The following is a 17,178-nucleotide window of genomic DNA, read 5'->3' as shown; positions in this document are numbered from 1 at the left end:
GGTAGAGTGCCGTCCTGGAATGCGTACCCTGCTCATCGACAACTACGACTCGTTCACGTTCAACCTCTTTCAGCACCTCGCTGAGGTGAACGGCGCCGAGCCCGTGGTCGTCCACAACGACGACCCGCGCTTCCGGCTTGCCTCGCTGCGGTCGTTCGACAACGTGGTGATCTCTCCCGGACCCGGCCGGCCGGGCAATCCCGCCGACTTCGGCATCTGCCGCGCGGTGATCGACCACGCCACCATTCCGTTGCTGGGCGTGTGTCTGGGTCATCAGGGCCTGTGTCAGTCGTACGGCGCCGTCGTGGGACCTGCGCCCGTGCCGCGTCATGGGATCGTTTCGCCGGTCACGCACACGGGCGTCGACGTGTTCGCGGGGCTGCCCTCGCCGTTCGACGTCGTGCGATACCACTCGCTGGCGGTCACGGATCTGCCTTCTTCTTTGGAAGCCATCGCGTGGAGCGACGACTCCGTGCTTATGGGAGTGCGCGCTCTCGACAGACCCGCGTGGGGTGTGCAGTTCCATCCCGAATCGATCTGCACCGAATTCGGCCGCGAGATGCTCGCGAACTTCGCCGCGCTGACCCCGACCCGGACGGCCGCGGTGCCGGAACCGGTGCTGGTTCGCTCAACGCCTCAGAAGCGCCCTGTGCACGTCCGCGAGCTGGGTGTGGCCGTGGACGCGGAAGAGGTGTTCGCGGCTCTGCACGGGGCATCTGAGGCCGCGTTCTGGCTGGACAGCGGGTCAGGCGGGCGGTTCTCGTTCATGGGGGACGCCTCCGGGCCCCTCGCCCGCGTCGCGCGGTACTCCGTGCAGGACCAGGTGCTCACCCTCGACGGAGCGCCGCGGCCTTGTCCTTCTTTCTTTTCCTGGTTGGACGACGACCTGGCGGCGTGGGGCGTCGAGCAGCCGGACGTTCCGTTCGACTTCGCCCTCGGGTGGGTGGGTTATCTCGGCTACGAACTGAAGGCGGAGTGCGGCGGCGACTTCACGCACCGCGCGGAGCAGCCTGACGCGTCGTTCGTCTTCGCGGACCGTGCCGTGGTCATCGACCATGTTGATGATTGCGTCTATTTGCTCTCGCTGACCGATGACACCTGGTTCGAGGAGGTTTCGGCGGTTCTGCGACAGCTCAGGCCATTGCCGGAGCCTTCCCGGCCGGTCGTGTCCGAGGTGACGTTGCGCCATCCGCGCGCGCACTACCTGAAGCTGATCAGCGCGTGCCAGGAAGCGATCACGGCGGGGGAGACCTACGAGGCGTGCCTGACGAACATGATGTCGTGGCGTGCGACGCTCGACCCGTGGGACACATATCGGCTGCTTCGCGCCGCTAATCCCGTTCCGTTCGGGGCGTTGCTGCGTTTCGGTGACCTCTCCGTGCTCAGCACGTCACCCGAACGATTTATGCGGGTGGGCCGAGATCGCGTCGTGGAGTCATCGCCGATCAAGGGGACGCGGCCGCGAGGTGTTGATGCCGCGGACGACGAGATGTTGCGCACAACGTTGGCGCGATCGGTCAAGGACCGCGCGGAGAACCTGATGATCGTGGACCTCGTCCGCAACGATCTCGGCACGTGCGCGGAAGTGGGTTCGGTCGAGGTGACGCGGTTGTTCGACGTCGAGACCTATGCGACCGTACACCAATTGGTGAGCACCGTGCGGGCCAGGCTTCGGCCGGACAGTTCTGCCGTCCGATGTGTTCGAGCCGCGTTTCCCGGTGGTTCCATGACCGGTGCGCCGAAGATCCGGACCATGCAGATCCTTGATGGGTTGGAAGCCGGTCCACGTGGGGTGTACTCGGGAGCGCTCGGTTACTTCTCGCTCAACGGAGCCGCCGACTTCAGCATCGTCATCCGAACGCTGGTCACGAACGGGGACCAGGTGAGTTTCGGAGTCGGTGGAGCAGTCATCTCACTGTCCGACCCTGACGAGGAATTCGAGGAGACAGCGGTCAAGGCCGCCGCGGTGTCGCGCCTGTTCGGGGCGCACTTTCCAGGTCGTTGATCCCGCGTTCCGGGGATAGTGTGAACGAACCGGGATGTGTTAGATCTTTGGGTTAACACGTCGGCCGGCCAGCCGGCCGACGTGTGGAAACCTCGCTTGTTCGCCCAGGTCAGGAGGCGTGCGCTTCCTGGAACTGCACGACCAGGTTCTGCGGAATACGACCGCGGTCCGAGATCTGGTGCCCCTGCGCGCGGGCCCAGTCACGAATGCGCTGCGCCTCAGCCTTGTCGGTGGCCTTGACCGTGGACTTGCCGGTGCCCTTGCGCTGCTTGCGGCCACCCGCACGACGGGCCTTGCCGACGAAGTCCGCCAGCGACTCGCGAAGCCGCTCCGCATTTCCCTTCGACAGGTCGATGGCGTACTCGACACCGTCAAGTGCGAAGGTCACGGTCTCGTCGGCTTCTCCGCCGTCGAGGTCGTCGATGAGTTGGACGACGGTCTGCTGTGCCACTGTTCCTCCGTTGGGTACTCACATAGCACGCGGATCCTCGACGTAACCACGTGCTTCGACAACACCATAGTCCACACGAGGAAAAACGGCGAACCTTTCGCCGCTAAAATGTGACCGCAACCGCCCGGTCGGGGCATTTACCCGGTAAACCACACGGGTGTTATGGGTCCAAAATGTGGTGCTACTCGTCTCACTTCGGGGCGTTGCTGGGCTTGCCGGACGCTTCCCCATTCCAGCCGACGGAGCAGCGTCGCACATAACGCACCCCCATCCGGTGCAGGTATCCTCGACATACCCGCCAGGGGTAGGGAAGGTCAGGAGCCGATGCACGGGTACACCGCGGACAAGGACGCATACCTCAAGCGACTGCGCCGCATCGAGGGACAGATCCGTGGTCTCCAGCGCATGGTCGAGAACGACGAATACTGCATCGACGTCCTCACCCAGATCTCCGCGGCCACGAAGGCCCTGCAGGCGGTGTCGCTGGGGTTGCTCGACGAGCACCTGAAGCATTGTGTGGCCCAGGCCGCCGCGGAAGGTGGTCCGGTGGCCGAGCAGAAGCTCGCGGAGGCGTCGGCGGCGATCGGCCGACTCGTTAAGTCGTAGGGGTCCCCACAAGAAACTCGGTTGGGTGATCCGCTACAGTTCACCCAGCTACGCCCCCGTAGCCCAATCGGCAGAGGCAGCGGACTCAAAATCCGTCCAGTGTGCGTTCGAGTCGCACCGGGGGCACCAACTCAGAAGTGCGCACAGGCCGTGAACCGCGAGAGTTTCGCAGGTTGCGGCCTGTTTTTGTTGCGTCCTTCGTCATGACCTTTCTTGTGCATCCACTGTGGAACCGAGGCCCTGTTGGGCCGGTTCAGTGCCGCCCGTTGACAGCGGATACTGGTTTGCACCAGTATCGGGGTCACGTCGGCTGACCAGGGGGAGTGGGCATGGCGGGAGTACATCTGCGGGTCGACAACCGGTTGATCCACGGCCAGGTGACCGTCGCGTGGACCGGGGGGTTACGCGTACGGAAGCTGGTCGTGTGCAACGACGAGGTCGCCGGTGACGAACTGCAGCGGATGTTGCTCCCGCAGGCAGCGAGGGGGCTGCCCACCGAAGTGCTCACGGTCGCCGAAGTGGTGGAACGCGTCTGGGGAGAGGACGTGATGCTGATAGCGAAGCATCCGGCCGATGCGTTCCGGCTCGTCGAGGGCGGGGTGCGGCCAGGGGTGGTGAACGTCGGGAACGTCGCACCCCGCCCCGGCGAGCAGTACACGATGGTGACGAGGTCGATCGCGGTGACCGCGCAGGACGCGGAGGGCTACCGCCGGCTCGCCGCCGAGGGGATTCCCGTTGTCGCGCAGCTGATGCCTCGGGACAAGGCCGCCGACTTCACCGCGTTGCTGGACAAGAAGGGGCTGTAGAAGCCGATGCTCGTGGCACTGGCTTTGACGCTGTGGGCCGTCGTCTGCACCTACGACGTGCTCGGACCCTTCCTCATCTTCGCGGGACGCCCGCTGGTGGCGGGGTCGGTGGCCGGTCTCATCACCGGTGACCCGCTGCTCGGCATGGCGATCGGTGCGACGCTCGAACTGGTGGCTCTGGGGGTCTACCAGTACGGCGGCGCGACGATTCCGGACTACCAGACCGGGGCCATCGTCGGCACCGCGCTCGCGGGGAGCGCGGCGGGACCGCTGAGCGCGCAGGTGGCGGTCGGCATCGCGGTGGCGCTGCCCGCGGCCGTGCTGCTGTCCACTTTGGACCCGGTCGGCAAGATGATCACGACGGGCATGGTGCACCGCGCCGACGGCTACGCGGCCGCGGGGGACGCGCGCGGGCTGGCCAGGATTCACTGGCTCGGCCTGGTGCCCTGGTGCGGAGTCCGGGCGATTCCGACGTTCCTGGCCGCGTTGACGGCGTCCAGCGGTGTGGTCGAGAACCTCACCAAGGGAATTCCCGCGGGCTTCGTGAACGGCATGACGCTCGCCGGGTCGTTGCTGCCCGCGGTGGGCTTCGCGTTGCTGCTGTCGATGATGCGGCTGTCGAAGTACTGGTACCTGTTGCTCATCGGGTTCGTGGCGTTCGCTTACATGAAGGTGCCGTTGCTGGGCATCGCGTTGCTGGGCGTCGCGATCGCGTTCCTGGTCGTCGGCCGGGGCGAGCAGGTACCGGTGCCCGCCGAACCGGCCGAGGAGTCCGATGTGGACCGTCGGCTCACGGAACAGGACCTCAAGAAGGCGTACCGGCGGTACTTCTGGTCCAGCCAGGTGTCGTGGAACTACGAGCGGATGCAGGGACTCGGGTTCGCGTACGCCATGGAACCCGTGCTGCGCAGGCTTTACCCGGACGCGCACGACTACGCGCTGGGGCTGCAGCGGCACATGCAGTTCTTCAACACCTCGGTGCTGGTGGGCGGGCCGTTGATCCTCGGCTCGGCGATCGCGATGGAGGAGGCGCGCTCGCCGGAGTCCGCGGAGAGCACGAAGGTCGCGTTGATGGGGCCGCTGGCCGGTATCGGCGACACCCTCGTCTTCGCGCTCTACAACAGCATCGTCTTCACCATCGGCGCCTCGCTCGCCCTGCAGGGCAACTGGCTCGGCCCGGCGTTCGCGATGGTCATGGTGCTGGTCCCGTACGCGCTGGTGCGCCGCTGGCAGTTCCGCCTCGCCTACCGCGAGGGCAAGAGGCTGGTCGCCCGCTTCGCCGTCGGCACGCTGGACCGCCTCTCCCGGGGCGCGACCGTGCTCGGGTTCGTCGTGCTCGGCGGGTTCATCCCGTTGATCGTCAAGGTCGTCACCACGCTGACGTACCGGCAGACCACGACGGTCGACGGCGAGCAGGTCACCCAGACCGTGCCGATCCAGGACCGGCTGGACGAACTGCTGCCCCACCTGCTGCCCGTGCTCGTCACCGCCGCGGCGTACCTGTTGCTGACCAAGGCCAGGCTGAAGCCCGTGCTGGTCATCGGCATCTTCGTCGTGGTCGGCGTGACGCTGGGCTGGCTCGGCTGGTTCGCGCCCGCCGCGCCCAAGAGTTAGGAACGACCGATGACCACACCCGTCCTGCTGGCCGGGCACGGCGCGCTGCCATCCGGTGTCGCCGACGCGGCCCAGCTCGTGGTCGGCCCGCAGTCCCGGCTCCTGGTTTGTGAGCTCGGCCCGGCGGAAAGCCCGGACTCGTACGGAGAACGGCTCGCGGACCTCGTCGGCGCCGCGCCGGAGGTGCTCGTGCTGGCCGACCTTCCCGGAGGCACGCCGGCCAACGCCGCGAAGCTGCTGGCGGCCCGCCGGGGTGGTGTGCGGATCGTGACCGGTCTCAACCTGCCGATGCTGCTGGAGGTTCTGGTGCGCGACGGTGACGTGGACGAACTGGCCGTGCTGGCGCAGACGGCCGGACGGGGCGGAGTCCTGACCGAGCCGGTGCTGACTCGATGACGCTCCTGCTCGCCGCCGGCCGCACGGTGATCACGCCGGGTTCCGGCCACCCGATGGGCGGCTACCTGTCCAGGGAGGGCGTCGCCACCGGCGTGCACGACGACCTGGAGGCCACGCTGGTCTGGTTGTCCTCCGACGACGATCCGGGCGTGGTGTGGGTGACGCTGGACGCGTTGGCCACCGACGTCTCGCTCACCCGCGCGCTGGCGGCGGTGGTCGCGCAGGAGACCGGGGTTCCCGCCAACCGCGTGCTGGTGTGCGCGTCGCACACGCATTCCGGGCCGGACGGGTGGACCGGGGCGATCCATCCGGGGATGCCGGCGCAGCGGGAACCCGAACTCGTCGAACGGCTGACCGAGCAGGTGGGGACGGTGGCCCGTGGCATCCGTCCACATCGGACACCGGTGAGCGCTCGCTGGCACGAGGGCGCGGCGGCGCGGGTCGGCGGCAACCGCAACCGGCAGGACGGGCCGCACGACGGATCGGTGGGCGTGCTGACGTTGCACCACCCGGACGGTGCTGTGGCGGCGTTGCTCTTCGACTACGCCAGCCATCCGACCGTGCTGGGCGCCGACAACCTCGACTGGTCGGCTGACTGGCCGGGCGCCACCCGCAGGGAACTGGCCGGGCTCGCCCCGGTGGTCGCGTTCCTGCAGGGCGCGGCGGGCGATGCCAGCTCGCGGTTCGTCCGCCAGGGACGCGGTCACGCCGAGGTGTCCGCACTCGGTGGCAGGCTCGCCGAGTCGATCACAGGACTGCTGTCGTCCGGTCGGCCCGTCGAGGAACCGATCCGGCTGACGCGGACGGTGCTGCGACTGCCCCACCGCTCGTTGCCGTCGCTCGCCGAGTGCCGCCAGCTGCGCGAGGGTGCCGAACGCGGATGGCGGAAGATGTTGCCCGCCAAGGAGAACGATCCTGCCGTCCGCATCGCGCAGACCAGGTACGAGGGAACGCTGATGCTCAGCACCCTGGCCGCCGCGGGGTTGCCCGGTGAGGCGGAGGTGCCGGTCACCGTCGTGTCGCTGGGGGAGGTCGCCTGGCTGCACACGCCGTTCGAGTTGTTCTCCTCGATCGCGTTGCGCATCAGGGCCGCCAGCCCGTACGCGCACACCAGGGTGATCGGCTACACCGACGGTTACGCCGGCTACCTGCCTGACCACGACGCCTACCGCGAGGGCCTCTACGAGTCCTACATCGCGCTGGTGGAACAGGGCGCGTCAGAGGTGCTGGTGGATCGCTGCGTCGAGCTTTTACGCGCTCACCGCGACCGGCGTGCGGTGGTGAACACGGTGTAGCGGTCGGCCCGGTAGAGCGAGCGCCCCGCCTCGATCACCCGGCCGTCCGCCGCGTGCAGCGTGCCCTTGAGCACGAGACAGGGCTGGCTCGGCTCAATCGCCAGCAGCGCCGCGTCCTGAGCCGGTGGCAACACGGCGCTGATCGCCGTGTCATTCCAGTCCGGAATCACACCGAACCGTTCGGTGAGCGTCCTGTGCAGTGAGTGCGTCGCCCAGTCGAATTCATCGATACCGGGGAAATGGTCGAGCGAGAGGTTTGTGCGCTCCAGTGCGAACGGTTCGCCGTCGACCGAACGGAGCCTTTCCAGCCGGAACACCGGCGCGCCGGGAGGAATGTTCAGACGTCCGGCGATCTCGGCACCCGCGGATTCCACGAGGGCCACCAGCACCTTCGCCCCCGGCGTCGAGCCACGCGCCTCGACGTCCTGCGTGAACGACGTCAGCATGTCGATCTGCGTGGGAGGACGCTCCGCGGTGAAGGTGGCGTTGCCGTGCTGGCGGTACAGCAGCCCGTCGGCCACGAGCCGGTTGATCACCAGCCGGACGGTGCTCCTGGAGATCTGATAATGCTCGGCCATGAATCGTTCCGACGGAATCAGCCTGCCCGGCCCCGCATCGGCCGCGACGGCCTCCAGAATCTCCCTGAGCTGGTCGCCTTTCGGGCGGTCCGGATCCAGCTCGGCGGGGAATTCCAGATCGTCCGCGGGAACATGCTTGGGGCGAGGCACATTGCCATTATGCCCCAATGATCGGTGAAATGGTCACAGGTGGCCGCTCGTCCAGGCGGCGCCGCCGCCGCGGTTGATCAAGGCCGAACGGTGGATGTGAGCAGGGCTCGGAGACCGCTACGGTCGTGCAGGTTTGCATGAACGTGCGCGGGAGTCCCTGGTGTTGCGGAAGTCCTTGTCCTTTCTCATGGTTCTTTTGACGTGCGCGTGCACGGTCGAGGGCCAGTCACGTCCCGTCGCCGCCCCGGTGCAGGTGCGTCAGCCGACGTTGGTCAACGAGGCGACCGGTGATCTGCCGGCCGTCGTGCGCGCGGTGATCGACGGCCGCACGGTCGAGCTCGACACCGGCCAGCGCGTCCAGGTCTCGCTGCTGGCGCCGCCCGCGGACTGCTGGGCGGCCGCCGCGCGCGCGTTCGCCGAGAAGTCGTTGCTGGCCAAGCCTGTTCGCGTCAGTTCGCTCACGCCCGGCGAGGTGAACCTCCGGCTGGAGGACGGCACCGACTACGCGCTGCTCGCCGTGCGGGAGGGTGTGCTGAGGGCTCAGGCCGCCGCCGGTGCGCTCGCCGACGCCGAACTCGGTGCGGCGCGCGCGGACCGCGGTCTGTGGGGAGCGCCCTGCAACGGCATGGACGCCGTGCCAACGACCACGACCACCGCTCCGCCTCTCGCGCAGCGCGTCGAGCCGCCGAAGTCCGTGCCCACGACCACTTCGCCGCCTCCCGTCGTGACGACCACTCCGCCGCCACCCTGCGCGGTCACCTATCGGCTCGACAGCCAGTGGCAGGACGGGTTCCAGGGGAAGATCACGATCAGGAACACCGGCGGTGCCGCGATCAACGGCTGGACGCTGAAGTGGACGTTCGCCGACGGGCAGACCGTGCGGCAGATGTGGAACGCGTCGGTGTCCCAGCGGGGTTCGGCCGTCACCGCGACCAGCGTCGAGTACACGAGGACGATCTCACCCCGCGGTGAGGTGGAGATCGGGTTCCTCGGCTCGGTCCGCGGCCGGAACACCGCGCCCGCGTCGTTCACGCTCAACGGGACGGCCTGCACGACGAGCTGACTGTTGGTCCTGGCGGCGACCCATGGCAAGATAAATTAGTAATTAACTGCTGATTGATCATGTCAGGGACGAACCGTGCAGGTCACCAGGGTTGTGCCGCTGTCCGTCGAGGTCGATCACGACCTCGGTGGGCGCTGGACCTCGCTGCGCGCAGCCGACCGCGAGTGGCTGTGGCACCGAGTCGATTCCGCGCGTGCCGGGGTGACGCCGGGTTCCGCGTTCGTCGACGCGGGCGGCCTGGAGGAGTGCGTTCCGACGGTGCGCGGCCTGCCCGATCACGGCGACGCGTGGAGCAGACCGTGGCGTGAGACCGGAGTGGACTGTCCCGACTTCACGCTCAGCCGCTCGATGTCGTCCACCGGTGGCGCGGTCGTCGCCGACTACGAGCTGATCGCCGAGCCCGGCTACCGGTTCGTGTGGGCGGCGCACGCCCTGCTCGACGTCAGTCCGAACGCCCGGTTGGACGCTCCTGGCGGCACTTCCGTGCTGATCACCGATCCGGTTCCGGAGTTGCGGGAGTGGCCCGCGGGCCTGGACTCGTTGGGGCCTGACGACGGCACGGCGCTGGGGGCGGTGCTCGACCGCGGCCAGATCCGCGTGATCGACGGAGATCAGCAGCTCGACCTGCACGTCGAGTGCGCGGGCCAGCCCGTCGCCATCGCGTTGTGGCGCAACCTGAAGGGCTGGCCGGAAGGCGACCCGTACCGCAGCGTCGGCGTGGAACCCATGCTGGGCCGCACCTTCGACCGTCACGACACCACCCGTCCGGTCGCGGTCGTGCCCGCCTCGGGTTCGGTGCGCTGGCGTCTGACGATCACCGCTCACGCAGGAGGAACGGCATGACCGACGTGCTCACCCTGGGCGAGACCATGGGTGCGTTCCGCGCCGCCGGCCCGTTCCGGCTGGGAGGAACCGCGGAGCTCACCGTCGCCGGTGCCGAGTCGAACGTGGCCATCGGTCTGGCCCGCCTCGGCCACGCGGTGCGCTGGACCGGCGTGACCGGCGCCGACGAGATCGGCTCACTCGTCCGCCGCACGCTGCTGGCCGAGCAGGTGGACATCGGTGCCGCCCGGATCACGTCGGACGCCGCCACCGGCCTGATCCTCTTCGAACCGCGAACCGCCGACATCACGCGCGTTCTCTACTACCGCAGCGGTTCTGCGGGGTCGCGCTTGTCCACAGAGGACGTTCGTCGCTCGTTCGCCGCCGGTGTGCCGCGGATCGTGCACGTCACCGGCATCACGCCGGCCCTGAGCGAGTCCGCGCTCGCCGCCGTCACCGAGGCGATCCACCTCGGCCACGAGGCGGGCAGCACGGTCAGCCTCGACATCAACTTCCGGTCGAAGCTGTGGTCGCCGGAGGAAGCGGGCAAGACGATCCAGCCGCTTCTCGCACGGGTGGACGTGCTGATCGCCTCCGACGACGAACTCCCGATCGCCGGCGACCACCAGGTACCCGAGGTCGTCCTGAAACACGGCGCGGACGGCGCCACCGTGCGCACTCCGGACGGGACCTGGTCCGCCGCCGCCCACCGCGTCACCGTCGCTGACACCACCGGCGCGGGCGACGCGTTCGTCGCGGGTTACCTCTCCGGCCACCTCGACGGTCTCGGTGTCGAAGCCCGGCTTCGGCGCGGCAACGCCGTGGCCGCGTTCGCCGTCGCCACCCCCGGCGACTGGCAGGGCCTGCCCACCCGGGCCGACCTGGAACTGCTGGACCTGCAAGCAGGGAGCACCGTCCGATGACGCTGACGCAGTGGAACTTCGAGCAACTCGAACTCGGCGAAGGCGCCCGCTGGATCAACGGCAGGCTGGTGGTCGTGGACCTGCTGGCCGGTCGCGTCCTGGAGACCCGAGGCGACGTTCCCGCGCCGTTCAAGGAGATCGCCACTCTTCCGGTCCCCGTGGGCGCCGTGGCACCAGTGCGGGACAGCGACGACCTGATGGCCGCGTTCGGCACCGGCGCGGGCCTGCTGACCGGCCCGCAACAAGAAACCTTCGCGGACGAGGGAATGCGGGTCAACGACGCGGTGGCTGACCCGGCAGGCCGTTTCTGGGTGACGACCATGGCCTACGACACCGAACCCGGCACCGGAGCCCTGCACCGCCTGGGATCGCCCTCACCCGTCCTCAAAGGACTGACGATCCCGAACGGCCCGGCCTTCTCCCACGACGGTAGGCACCTCTACCTGGCCGACAGCGCACGGGGCGTGGTCCACCGCTTCGACGTCGGCGACGGCGGCGAACTGGGCGCCCGCCGCGTCTTCCTGCACACCCCGCACCAGACCCCGGACGGCATGACCACCGACGTCGAGGGCAACGTCTGGATCGCCTTCTGGGGAGCGTCCGCGGTGCGCCGCTACCGCCAGGACGGCCGCCTGGACCGGGAGGTGTGCCTCCCCGCCCGCCAGCCCACGAGCGTCTGCCTCGGCGGCCCTGACCTGAGCCGCCTGTTCGTCACCACCGCGAAGTACGGCCTGCGCCGCCCTTCGCTGCACGACGGCGCGGTGTTCGCCATCGACGTCGACGTGCCGGGCAGGCCGGCGAACGAGTTCGTCTCCGGAAGCTGAAGTTACCGCGAGGTAGTGGACGAATCAGCCCCTTTCGTCTGTCAAGAACTGGCCCGATCCGGTGACTGGTTGGCCGGAAGAGGGACAACCGCAAGGTTGTTCGGGCCCGTTGTTGGTACGGTGACCGGGCCGGAAGCCGATGTCCTGGAGCTGCCATGGGCGAATCGCACCCCGACGAGCGAAGTACGCGGTCTTCCACGCGGAACACCGTGCGGGACGTGACCGGGAACTCGGTGCAGATCGGCGCGCTCACGGGAGATGTCGTGCTGAGCGGGCAGTTCGAGGGGGCCCCGAGCCAGCCGCGGCAGATCCCGCCGACGCCACGGGGATTCGTCGATCGTGAGGCGATTCTGTCCATTCTGGACGGCATGGTGCTGAGAAGTTCGGCAGCGCCCAGGCAGATCGTCGTGATCAGTGGCCTGGCAGGCGTCGGCAAGTCGGCGGTAGTCCGCCGGTGGGCGCACGAGTGGGGTGATCAGTTCCCAGGCGGGCAGCTCTACGTCGACTACGCGGCGATCCGCACGGATTCCGGCGCACCCGTGAACGACGCGCTCGCGGACTGCCTCGTCGCACTGGGCGTGCAGCACGAACACATCCCGGCCACGCTTTCGGCCCGTGCCAACCTGTTCCGCACGAGGACCGCGGCCGCTCCGGTGCTCGTCGTCCTCGACGACGTGACCGAACCCGCCCAGGTGCCTCCGTTCCTACCCAACTCGGACGGCAGTGTCGTGCTGGTCACGAGCAACGACCGGCTCGCCGAGTTGGCACTCGACGGAGCACACCTGCTCACCCTGGAACCACTGGACGACAGGAGCGGCCTGTCGTTGCTCCGCGAGCTCTGCGGTCCGGCGCGGGTGCTGGCCGAGGCTCACATGGCGAGGAAGCTCGTCGAGTTCTGCGCCGGACTGCCCGTCGCGCTGCGCATCGTCGCGGCCAGGCTGATGACGCGGCCCCACCTGACGATCGCGTGCCTCGCCGGCGAACTCGCGGACGAGGCCACCAGGCTCGCGGCCTTCTCATTGCGAGGTGAACCGCTCGTGTCTGCAGTGTTCGACAACGCTTATCGCAGCCTTCCGCCCGGTGCCGCGACCCTCTACCGAAGCCTTGGTCTCGCTCCAATCAGGAGGGTCAACGCCGAGAACGTCGCGGTGGTGCTCGACTGCCCGTTGGCCCGCGCCGTCGGGTTGCTGAACGTGCTCGTCGACGCCTCTCTCCTGGACGAGTTGCCTGGCAACGGATTCGCCCTGCACGAGCTCGTGAGGCTGCACGCGAGGCATCGCGCGCTGGAGGAGGACTCGGTCGAGCAGCGGGCGTTGGTGCTTGAACGCATCCGCGTTCACTACCTGACCAAGGCCGCCTTCGCTGACCGCGCGGTGATGGGGAAACGCATGCGCATCGGCGACCTTCAGCCGTTGCTCGAAGGACAGCCCGATCCTTTCGCCGGCGAGACGGGCAAAGCCGCGGCGCTGGACTGGCTGAGCGACGAACGAGCCAACCTGCTCGGTGTCCTGCACGCCATGGCCGAGCACGGGTGGGACGACTCGGCCTGGCAGCTGTGCGAGGCGTTGCACGCGCTGTACCTCAACCGCCGTTTCCTCGACGACTGGATCGAGGCCAGCGAGATCGGCGCGGCGGCGGCGGATCGTGCGGGCAACTTCGCGGCGCAGGCCCGGTTGCTCAGCGTCGTCTCACGGGCGTACACCGAACTGGGCGAGCTGGATCGTGCGCGGGAGTGCCTCGACCGGGCGTTGGTGCTGGCCGAAAGGTCGCAGCACACCGTCCTGATCGCCTCGGTGTGGGAATTCACCGGCCGTTATCGGGATCAGGTCGATCCGAGTCGCTCCACCGAGGCATATCAACGAGCGATCGAACGCAACACGGAGGCAGGCGAGCGACGAGGCGTGGCTTTGGCGACGTACTTCCTCGGACGTTCCACGAGTTCACACGGAGACCAAACGGCCGCTTTGGAAATCCTCCAACGCGCGCACCGGCTGTTGCTCGAAGTGAATGACGAACGCATGGCCGGCCGCGGCTCCATCAGCTTGGGCGTCGCCCATTTTCGCAGCGGTGACACGGCAGCGGCCAGACGCGAACTGGAGCACGCCGTCGGCGTCTTCACCAGATCGAAAGCCGCTCACTACGAGGCGGAGGCCAGAGAGGTGCTCGCCGAGGTCGCCGAACACGAGGGAGACCTGCACTCGGCACGGGAGAACCTGACGAGGGTGCTGCACATCCGCAGGGCCAGTGGCGCCCCGAACCTCGAAGGGCTCGTCGCACACCTGCGGCGGTTGACGGTCTAGAGCGGGGTGACGGTCATCTTGGTGTCACCAAGACTTGTGCGCACCACGAATTCGCCGCTCAATTCAGTCTGTGCGACCAGGATCTCATAGCAGGCGCCGGCGAGCACCCGGATCGGCGTCCCGCTGTCGTAGGTGACGCGGAACCGCCGCTCGTCCCGCACGAGGATCTCGAAGCCGCCACCGCTCGCCACCGCCACCATCCGGCAGCCGACGAACTTGTCGATCATCCCGGCCAGGCGGGTCTCCGCCAGGTCGGCCGCGACGGTCTTGGGATCCGCGATGATCGCGGCGTTGACGTACCTGCGGTGGTCTCGCTCGCCGATCTCGACCAGCAGCCTCTCCTCGGCGTGGCCGAGCTTCTCCCGGAAGTGAGCGGGGTAGATGTCGCCCACGACCGTCGTGTCCGCGTCGAACCGGAAGTGGAAGCGGAAGGAGTGCGCCGCGCTGGGCATCGGCACGGGGACTGGCGCTGTGCGTACCTCAAGCTCGTCGTTCGGCACAGGCTGCCCGACCTTGGAATAGCAGAGTTCGCGCAGCAGAACCCCGGACTCACCCGGCCGCGCGATCATCCGCGCCACGAGTTCGTCCGCTCTGGTGCTGTCGTGCTGCTCGATCTCGTCCTCGATCTGCTGTCGCAGGTCACCACAGAGATCGATGAAGGTGGCCCTCTGCCCCAGATCGGCCATCACCGTGCCCGGCACGACCTTTTCGCTGAACGTGGCGAGCAACAGCGGGATGTCCATCATCGCGCCGTGCAGGGTGACCGACCCGTTGTCGCTGATCAGTAGATCACCGGCCACCAGCGTCCCGTGCCAGCCCTCCGTGGTCGGAACGACCATCAGCCCGCCGGACTGGACGTGCCGGCTCAGGCGCCGCAGGATCTCGTCCTCGCCCTCGAACGACCACACCCCGGGATGAAGGAACGTCACGACCTTGTACAGCTCGAAAGGAAGCTCGGCGAGCAGCCGGTCGATCAGGTGGAACTGCTGGGCGAACAGCGACTCGGGCCCCCAGGTGGAACTGATCACCACGAGCCGTTGGTCGTCCGCGACCCCGAGCGCCTCGCGGTAGGCCGCACGCTCACCGCGGCTGTTTCTCAGGAGGTCGAAGTTGCTGCACCCGCCGAGCGCGGTCCTGCCAACGCTGTCATGGCACGCCGCCGCCAGCTGGCGTTCCTGATCCGGGTGCGTCACCACCTGCGTCACCTGCCCGGTGCGCAGACCTTCGGGCCGCGCAAGCCCTGCCAGCCGGTATTGCAGCGTGACGGGATCCTGCACGTACTTGTGAAATCCCAGGCCGTGGGGAATGACCACGACGGGCGTGGGCGCGAAGGGGATGGGATCGATCCACTCACTGGTCGTGATGATGAGGTCGCGGCGCCCCTTCGTCGCTTCCTCGTACGGAACCAGGTGGATCTTCTTGCTGAGCAACCAGTCGGCGAGCGGGTGCTCCAGCTTCGACCCCGGGCAGTGGACCCACACGAGCTTCACCCTGGTGTCGCCCCTGAAGACCCGCGTCTCCCGGTACAGCTGGATGGCGGAGACGAAGGTCCGCACGAAGCAATAGAAGATCAACTCGCTTCGGAAGGTCTCCCAGTAGCGAGCGTCGTGAGCGGCAGGCCCGAGGTCGGGCCGTTCAAGGGCCACAGTGTTCACCGGTGACGCGAGATGTCCGGCCGCACAGCATGGGCGAACGCCGGTGGGTGGTTCCTCGCGGTGCCGGTGGGAGCTCTCGCGCGACTCTGTCGACGAGAGCCCACAACCTCGGTCTTGCGGTGTTGGTCGTCAGCATGCTGCAGCCCGCCCTCATGGTCGCGTAGCCAGTCCCACGAGGGAGCGTACTTCAAATTGAAGGTCGATGGGGTTCGACTTGTGCGTTACTGCGGCGTAGATCAGCTCGGCTGCAGGTCGATCGTCAGTGCGAACCCAAGCGCACCTTTCGCGCCCGCCAGCATGCCCAGTTCAGACTGCTTGATCTCGGTGGGTTCGGGGTGGGTGAACATTCCCTCAAGAGCGTTCTTGCGGAACGTCGCGGTCGCGGGACCGAGCACCAGGTCGCCGGCTCTGCCGAGCTCGCCGCCGATGACGATCAGCTCGGGGTTGACGATGTTGCACACCCTGGCGAGCGCGAGGCCGATGTTGCTCGCGGCGTCCTCCAGTACGCGCCGACACACCCTGTCGTTCCTCTTCGCGCTCCCGATGAGGTTCTCCAGGTTCGTGGGCAGGTCGACCTGGTAGCCCGCGTACGCGAGTCGAACCTGCTCGATCAGGCGGGCGCCGCCGACGAGCGTCTCCAGGCAACCGCGGCTTCCGCAGCGGCAGACGACGCCGAGCGGGTCCATCGTGAGATGTCCGATCTCGCCCGCGAGGCCGTGGCGGCCACGGATGATGTTCCGGCCGATGATCAGACCCGCGCCGATACCGGCGGACGACTTCACGAAGAGCATCGTCTCCCGGTCTCGCCCCTGCCCGTACAGGTGTTCGCCGAACGCCGCGAAGTTGCACTCGTTGTCCGGGATGACCGGGACCTTGGGAAACTCCCTCTTGAACCACTCGGCGGGATGGCCTTCGAGATCCCAGTCGAGGGAGGAGGCGACCTGGGAGATCTCCACGGTGCGCGGGTCGATGGCCGCCGGCAAGCCGAGTCCGATGGACACGATGTGCTCGTCCCCGAGGCCGGTCTTGGCCACGAGAGTCTGGATCATCTGGACGCATTCGCGGCGCCACGCGTCCAGTCCCTGTGCCACGCCGAGGTTCACGACCTGGTGGTGTGTTTCCTCTGAGTCGACGCGCCGGACCGCGACGGTGAGGCGGTCGTGGCCGACCTCGATGCCTACCGCGACACCACGCACCGCGCCGATGCTGATCCGCTTGCCCCGCTCGCCGTCACTTCCGTCGATCCGGAAGACGCGTTCGGCTTCGAGTTCCTGCACGACCCCGGAGACGGTGCCCTGCGACAACTGGGTACGACGGGCGATCTGCACCTGAGTCGAAGGTTGTGCCATGACCGCGCGCAGGACTCGTCGCTTGTTGCTCTCGCGAATCGAATCGGATCGCGTGCTCAGCAACTTGCGTGCGTCGTGCATCTTGCCGTCAGAAGTCATCAGCACCCAATCGACTCTAGCTAGTGTACGCCCTTGCTTCAACTTGAAGATACTGAAGCGTCAAGATCATGCCAGACCTCTTGTCTGGATTTAGTGGAGCCCCCAACTCGAAGCTCGCGTGAATCCTCAAGCATGCTTGCCGGTCACGCAATTCGGACGTGCGGGTTCAGCTTGCTCCGTGCCTTGGTGGCGGCTTCCCCCAGTCGGGCCTTCAGGGACCGTCTCCAGCCCCGTAGGCTGTT

Annotated in this window: 15 protein-coding genes and 1 tRNA gene; 12 read left to right on the top strand and 4 right to left on the bottom strand. The window is 67.7% G+C overall.

Features of this window, described 5'->3' with window-relative positions; genetic code table 11:
* Positions 1-19 precede the first annotated feature (19 nt).
* The gene (pabB, locus tag ACH413_RS12850) at positions 20-2,005 is read left to right on the top strand and encodes an aminodeoxychorismate synthase component I (protein WP_360041368.1); all 1,986 of its coding nucleotides are present in this window, start codon (positions 20-22) and stop codon (positions 2,003-2,005) included.
* Positions 2,006-2,114: 109 nt separating this feature from the next.
* On the opposite strand, the gene ACH413_RS12845 is transcribed toward pabB, so the two are convergent.
* The gene (locus tag ACH413_RS12845; protein ID WP_030476951.1) at positions 2,115-2,456 is read right to left on the bottom strand and encodes an Lsr2 family protein; all 342 of its coding nucleotides are present in this window, start codon (positions 2,454-2,456) and stop codon (positions 2,115-2,117) included.
* 324 nt (positions 2,457-2,780) lie between these two features.
* On the opposite strand from ACH413_RS12845, the gene ACH413_RS12840 reads away from it, so the two are divergent.
* The 6 genes from ACH413_RS12840 (at position 2,781) to ACH413_RS12815 (ending at position 7,173) form a co-directional block, all read left to right on the top strand.
* Entirely contained in the window at positions 2,781-3,062 is a 282-nt protein-coding gene (locus tag ACH413_RS12840) for a metal-sensitive transcriptional regulator (protein ID WP_319977198.1), read from the top strand.
* Between the two features lie 52 nt (positions 3,063-3,114).
* Positions 3,115-3,191: transfer RNA gene (locus ACH413_RS12835), tRNA-Leu, on the top strand.
* Positions 3,192-3,391: 200 nt separating this feature from the next.
* Positions 3,392-3,868 carry a PTS sugar transporter subunit IIB gene (locus ACH413_RS12830; RefSeq protein WP_360041365.1) on the top strand — a complete coding sequence of 159 codons (477 nt, stop codon included), beginning with the start codon at positions 3,392-3,394 and terminating at the stop codon, positions 3,866-3,868.
* A 6-nt stretch (positions 3,869-3,874) separates the two neighbouring features.
* Positions 3,875-5,482 carry a PTS system mannose/fructose/sorbose family transporter subunit IID gene (locus ACH413_RS12825; RefSeq protein ID WP_360041362.1) on the top strand — a complete coding sequence of 536 codons (1,608 nt, stop codon included), beginning with the start codon at positions 3,875-3,877 and terminating at the stop codon, positions 5,480-5,482.
* A gap of 9 nt (positions 5,483-5,491) precedes the next feature.
* Positions 5,492-5,878, top strand: a complete 387-nt coding sequence (locus tag ACH413_RS12820) for a PTS sugar transporter subunit IIA (protein WP_360041359.1) — start codon at positions 5,492-5,494, stop codon at positions 5,876-5,878.
* Positions 5,875-7,173, top strand: coding sequence for a hypothetical protein (locus ACH413_RS12815; protein WP_360041356.1), 1,299 nt, complete (start codon positions 5,875-5,877; stop codon positions 7,171-7,173). The genes ACH413_RS12820 and ACH413_RS12815 overlap by 4 nt, the downstream gene beginning before the upstream one ends.
* Here ACH413_RS12815 and ACH413_RS12810 read toward each other — a convergent pair.
* Positions 7,137-7,919, bottom strand: a complete 783-nt coding sequence (locus tag ACH413_RS12810) for a GntR family transcriptional regulator (RefSeq protein ID WP_360041353.1) — start codon at positions 7,917-7,919, stop codon at positions 7,137-7,139. The two genes, ACH413_RS12815 and ACH413_RS12810, sit on opposite strands and share 37 nt — an antisense overlap.
* A 142-nt stretch (positions 7,920-8,061) precedes the next feature.
* On the opposite strand from ACH413_RS12810, the gene ACH413_RS12805 reads away from it, so the two are divergent.
* From ACH413_RS12805 to ACH413_RS12785, 5 genes are all read left to right on the top strand, one after another.
* Positions 8,062-8,964: a cellulose-binding domain-containing protein gene (locus ACH413_RS12805; protein WP_360041350.1), complete on the top strand. Its 903-nt coding sequence runs from the start codon at positions 8,062-8,064 to the stop codon at positions 8,962-8,964.
* A 75-nt stretch (positions 8,965-9,039) separates the two neighbouring features.
* A complete protein-coding gene (locus tag ACH413_RS12800; RefSeq protein WP_360041347.1) occupies positions 9,040-9,807 on the top strand; it encodes a hypothetical protein in 768 nt (255 codons plus the stop codon).
* A complete protein-coding gene (locus ACH413_RS12795) occupies positions 9,804-10,709 on the top strand; it encodes a sugar kinase (protein WP_360041344.1) in 906 nt (301 codons plus the stop codon). Before ACH413_RS12800 ends, ACH413_RS12795 begins: the two co-directional genes overlap by 4 nt.
* Positions 10,706-11,533 carry an SMP-30/gluconolactonase/LRE family protein gene (locus ACH413_RS12790; RefSeq protein WP_360041341.1) on the top strand — a complete coding sequence of 276 codons (828 nt, stop codon included), beginning with the start codon at positions 10,706-10,708 and terminating at the stop codon, positions 11,531-11,533. The genes ACH413_RS12795 and ACH413_RS12790 overlap by 4 nt, the downstream gene beginning before the upstream one ends.
* A 218-nt stretch (positions 11,534-11,751) precedes the next feature.
* On the top strand, positions 11,752-13,833 hold the full coding sequence (locus ACH413_RS12785; RefSeq protein ID WP_360041338.1) for an NB-ARC domain-containing protein: 2,082 nt from the start codon (positions 11,752-11,754) through the stop codon (positions 13,831-13,833).
* On the opposite strand, the gene ACH413_RS12780 is transcribed toward ACH413_RS12785, so the two are convergent.
* Positions 13,830-15,389, bottom strand: a complete 1,560-nt coding sequence (locus ACH413_RS12780) for a hypothetical protein (RefSeq protein ID WP_360041335.1) — start codon at positions 15,387-15,389, stop codon at positions 13,830-13,832. The two genes, ACH413_RS12785 and ACH413_RS12780, sit on opposite strands and share 4 nt — an antisense overlap.
* Positions 15,390-15,724: 335 nt before the next feature.
* Entirely contained in the window at positions 15,725-16,936 is a 1,212-nt protein-coding gene (locus ACH413_RS12775) for an ROK family transcriptional regulator (RefSeq protein ID WP_360041745.1), read from the bottom strand.
* Positions 16,937-17,178 lie beyond the last annotated feature (242 nt).

Origin of the sequence: Lentzea sp. NPDC020367 (genome assembly GCF_044387305.1) — a bacterium.
Classification (GTDB): domain Bacteria; phylum Actinomycetota; class Actinomycetes; order Mycobacteriales; family Pseudonocardiaceae; genus Lentzea.
The sequence above is the reverse complement of the archived record's forward strand: the minus strand, read 5'-3'. Positions and strand labels throughout refer to the sequence as shown.

What these genes read in the sequence shown, in the direction of transcription:
- pabB (WP_360041368.1), top strand. Translation starts at nt 20, where the DNA reads ATGCGTACCCTGCTCATCGACAACTACGACTCGTTCACGTTCAACCTC.
- ACH413_RS12790 (WP_360041341.1), top strand. Translation starts at nt 10,706, where the DNA reads ATGACGCTGACGCAGTGGAACTTCGAGCAACTCGAACTCGGCGAAGGC.
- ACH413_RS12830 (WP_360041365.1), top strand. Translation starts at nt 3,392, where the DNA reads ATGGCGGGAGTACATCTGCGGGTCGACAACCGGTTGATCCACGGCCAG.
- ACH413_RS12840 (WP_319977198.1), top strand. Translation starts at nt 2,781, where the DNA reads ATGCACGGGTACACCGCGGACAAGGACGCATACCTCAAGCGACTGCGC.
- ACH413_RS12825 (WP_360041362.1), top strand. Translation starts at nt 3,875, where the DNA reads ATGCTCGTGGCACTGGCTTTGACGCTGTGGGCCGTCGTCTGCACCTAC.
- ACH413_RS12815 (WP_360041356.1), top strand. Translation starts at nt 5,875, where the DNA reads ATGACGCTCCTGCTCGCCGCCGGCCGCACGGTGATCACGCCGGGTTCC.
- ACH413_RS12795 (WP_360041344.1), top strand. Translation starts at nt 9,804, where the DNA reads ATGACCGACGTGCTCACCCTGGGCGAGACCATGGGTGCGTTCCGCGCC.
- ACH413_RS12820 (WP_360041359.1), top strand. Translation starts at nt 5,492, where the DNA reads ATGACCACACCCGTCCTGCTGGCCGGGCACGGCGCGCTGCCATCCGGT.
- ACH413_RS12775 (WP_360041745.1), bottom strand. Translation starts at nt 16,936, where the DNA reads ATGACTTCTGACGGCAAGATGCACGACGCACGCAAGTTGCTGAGCACG.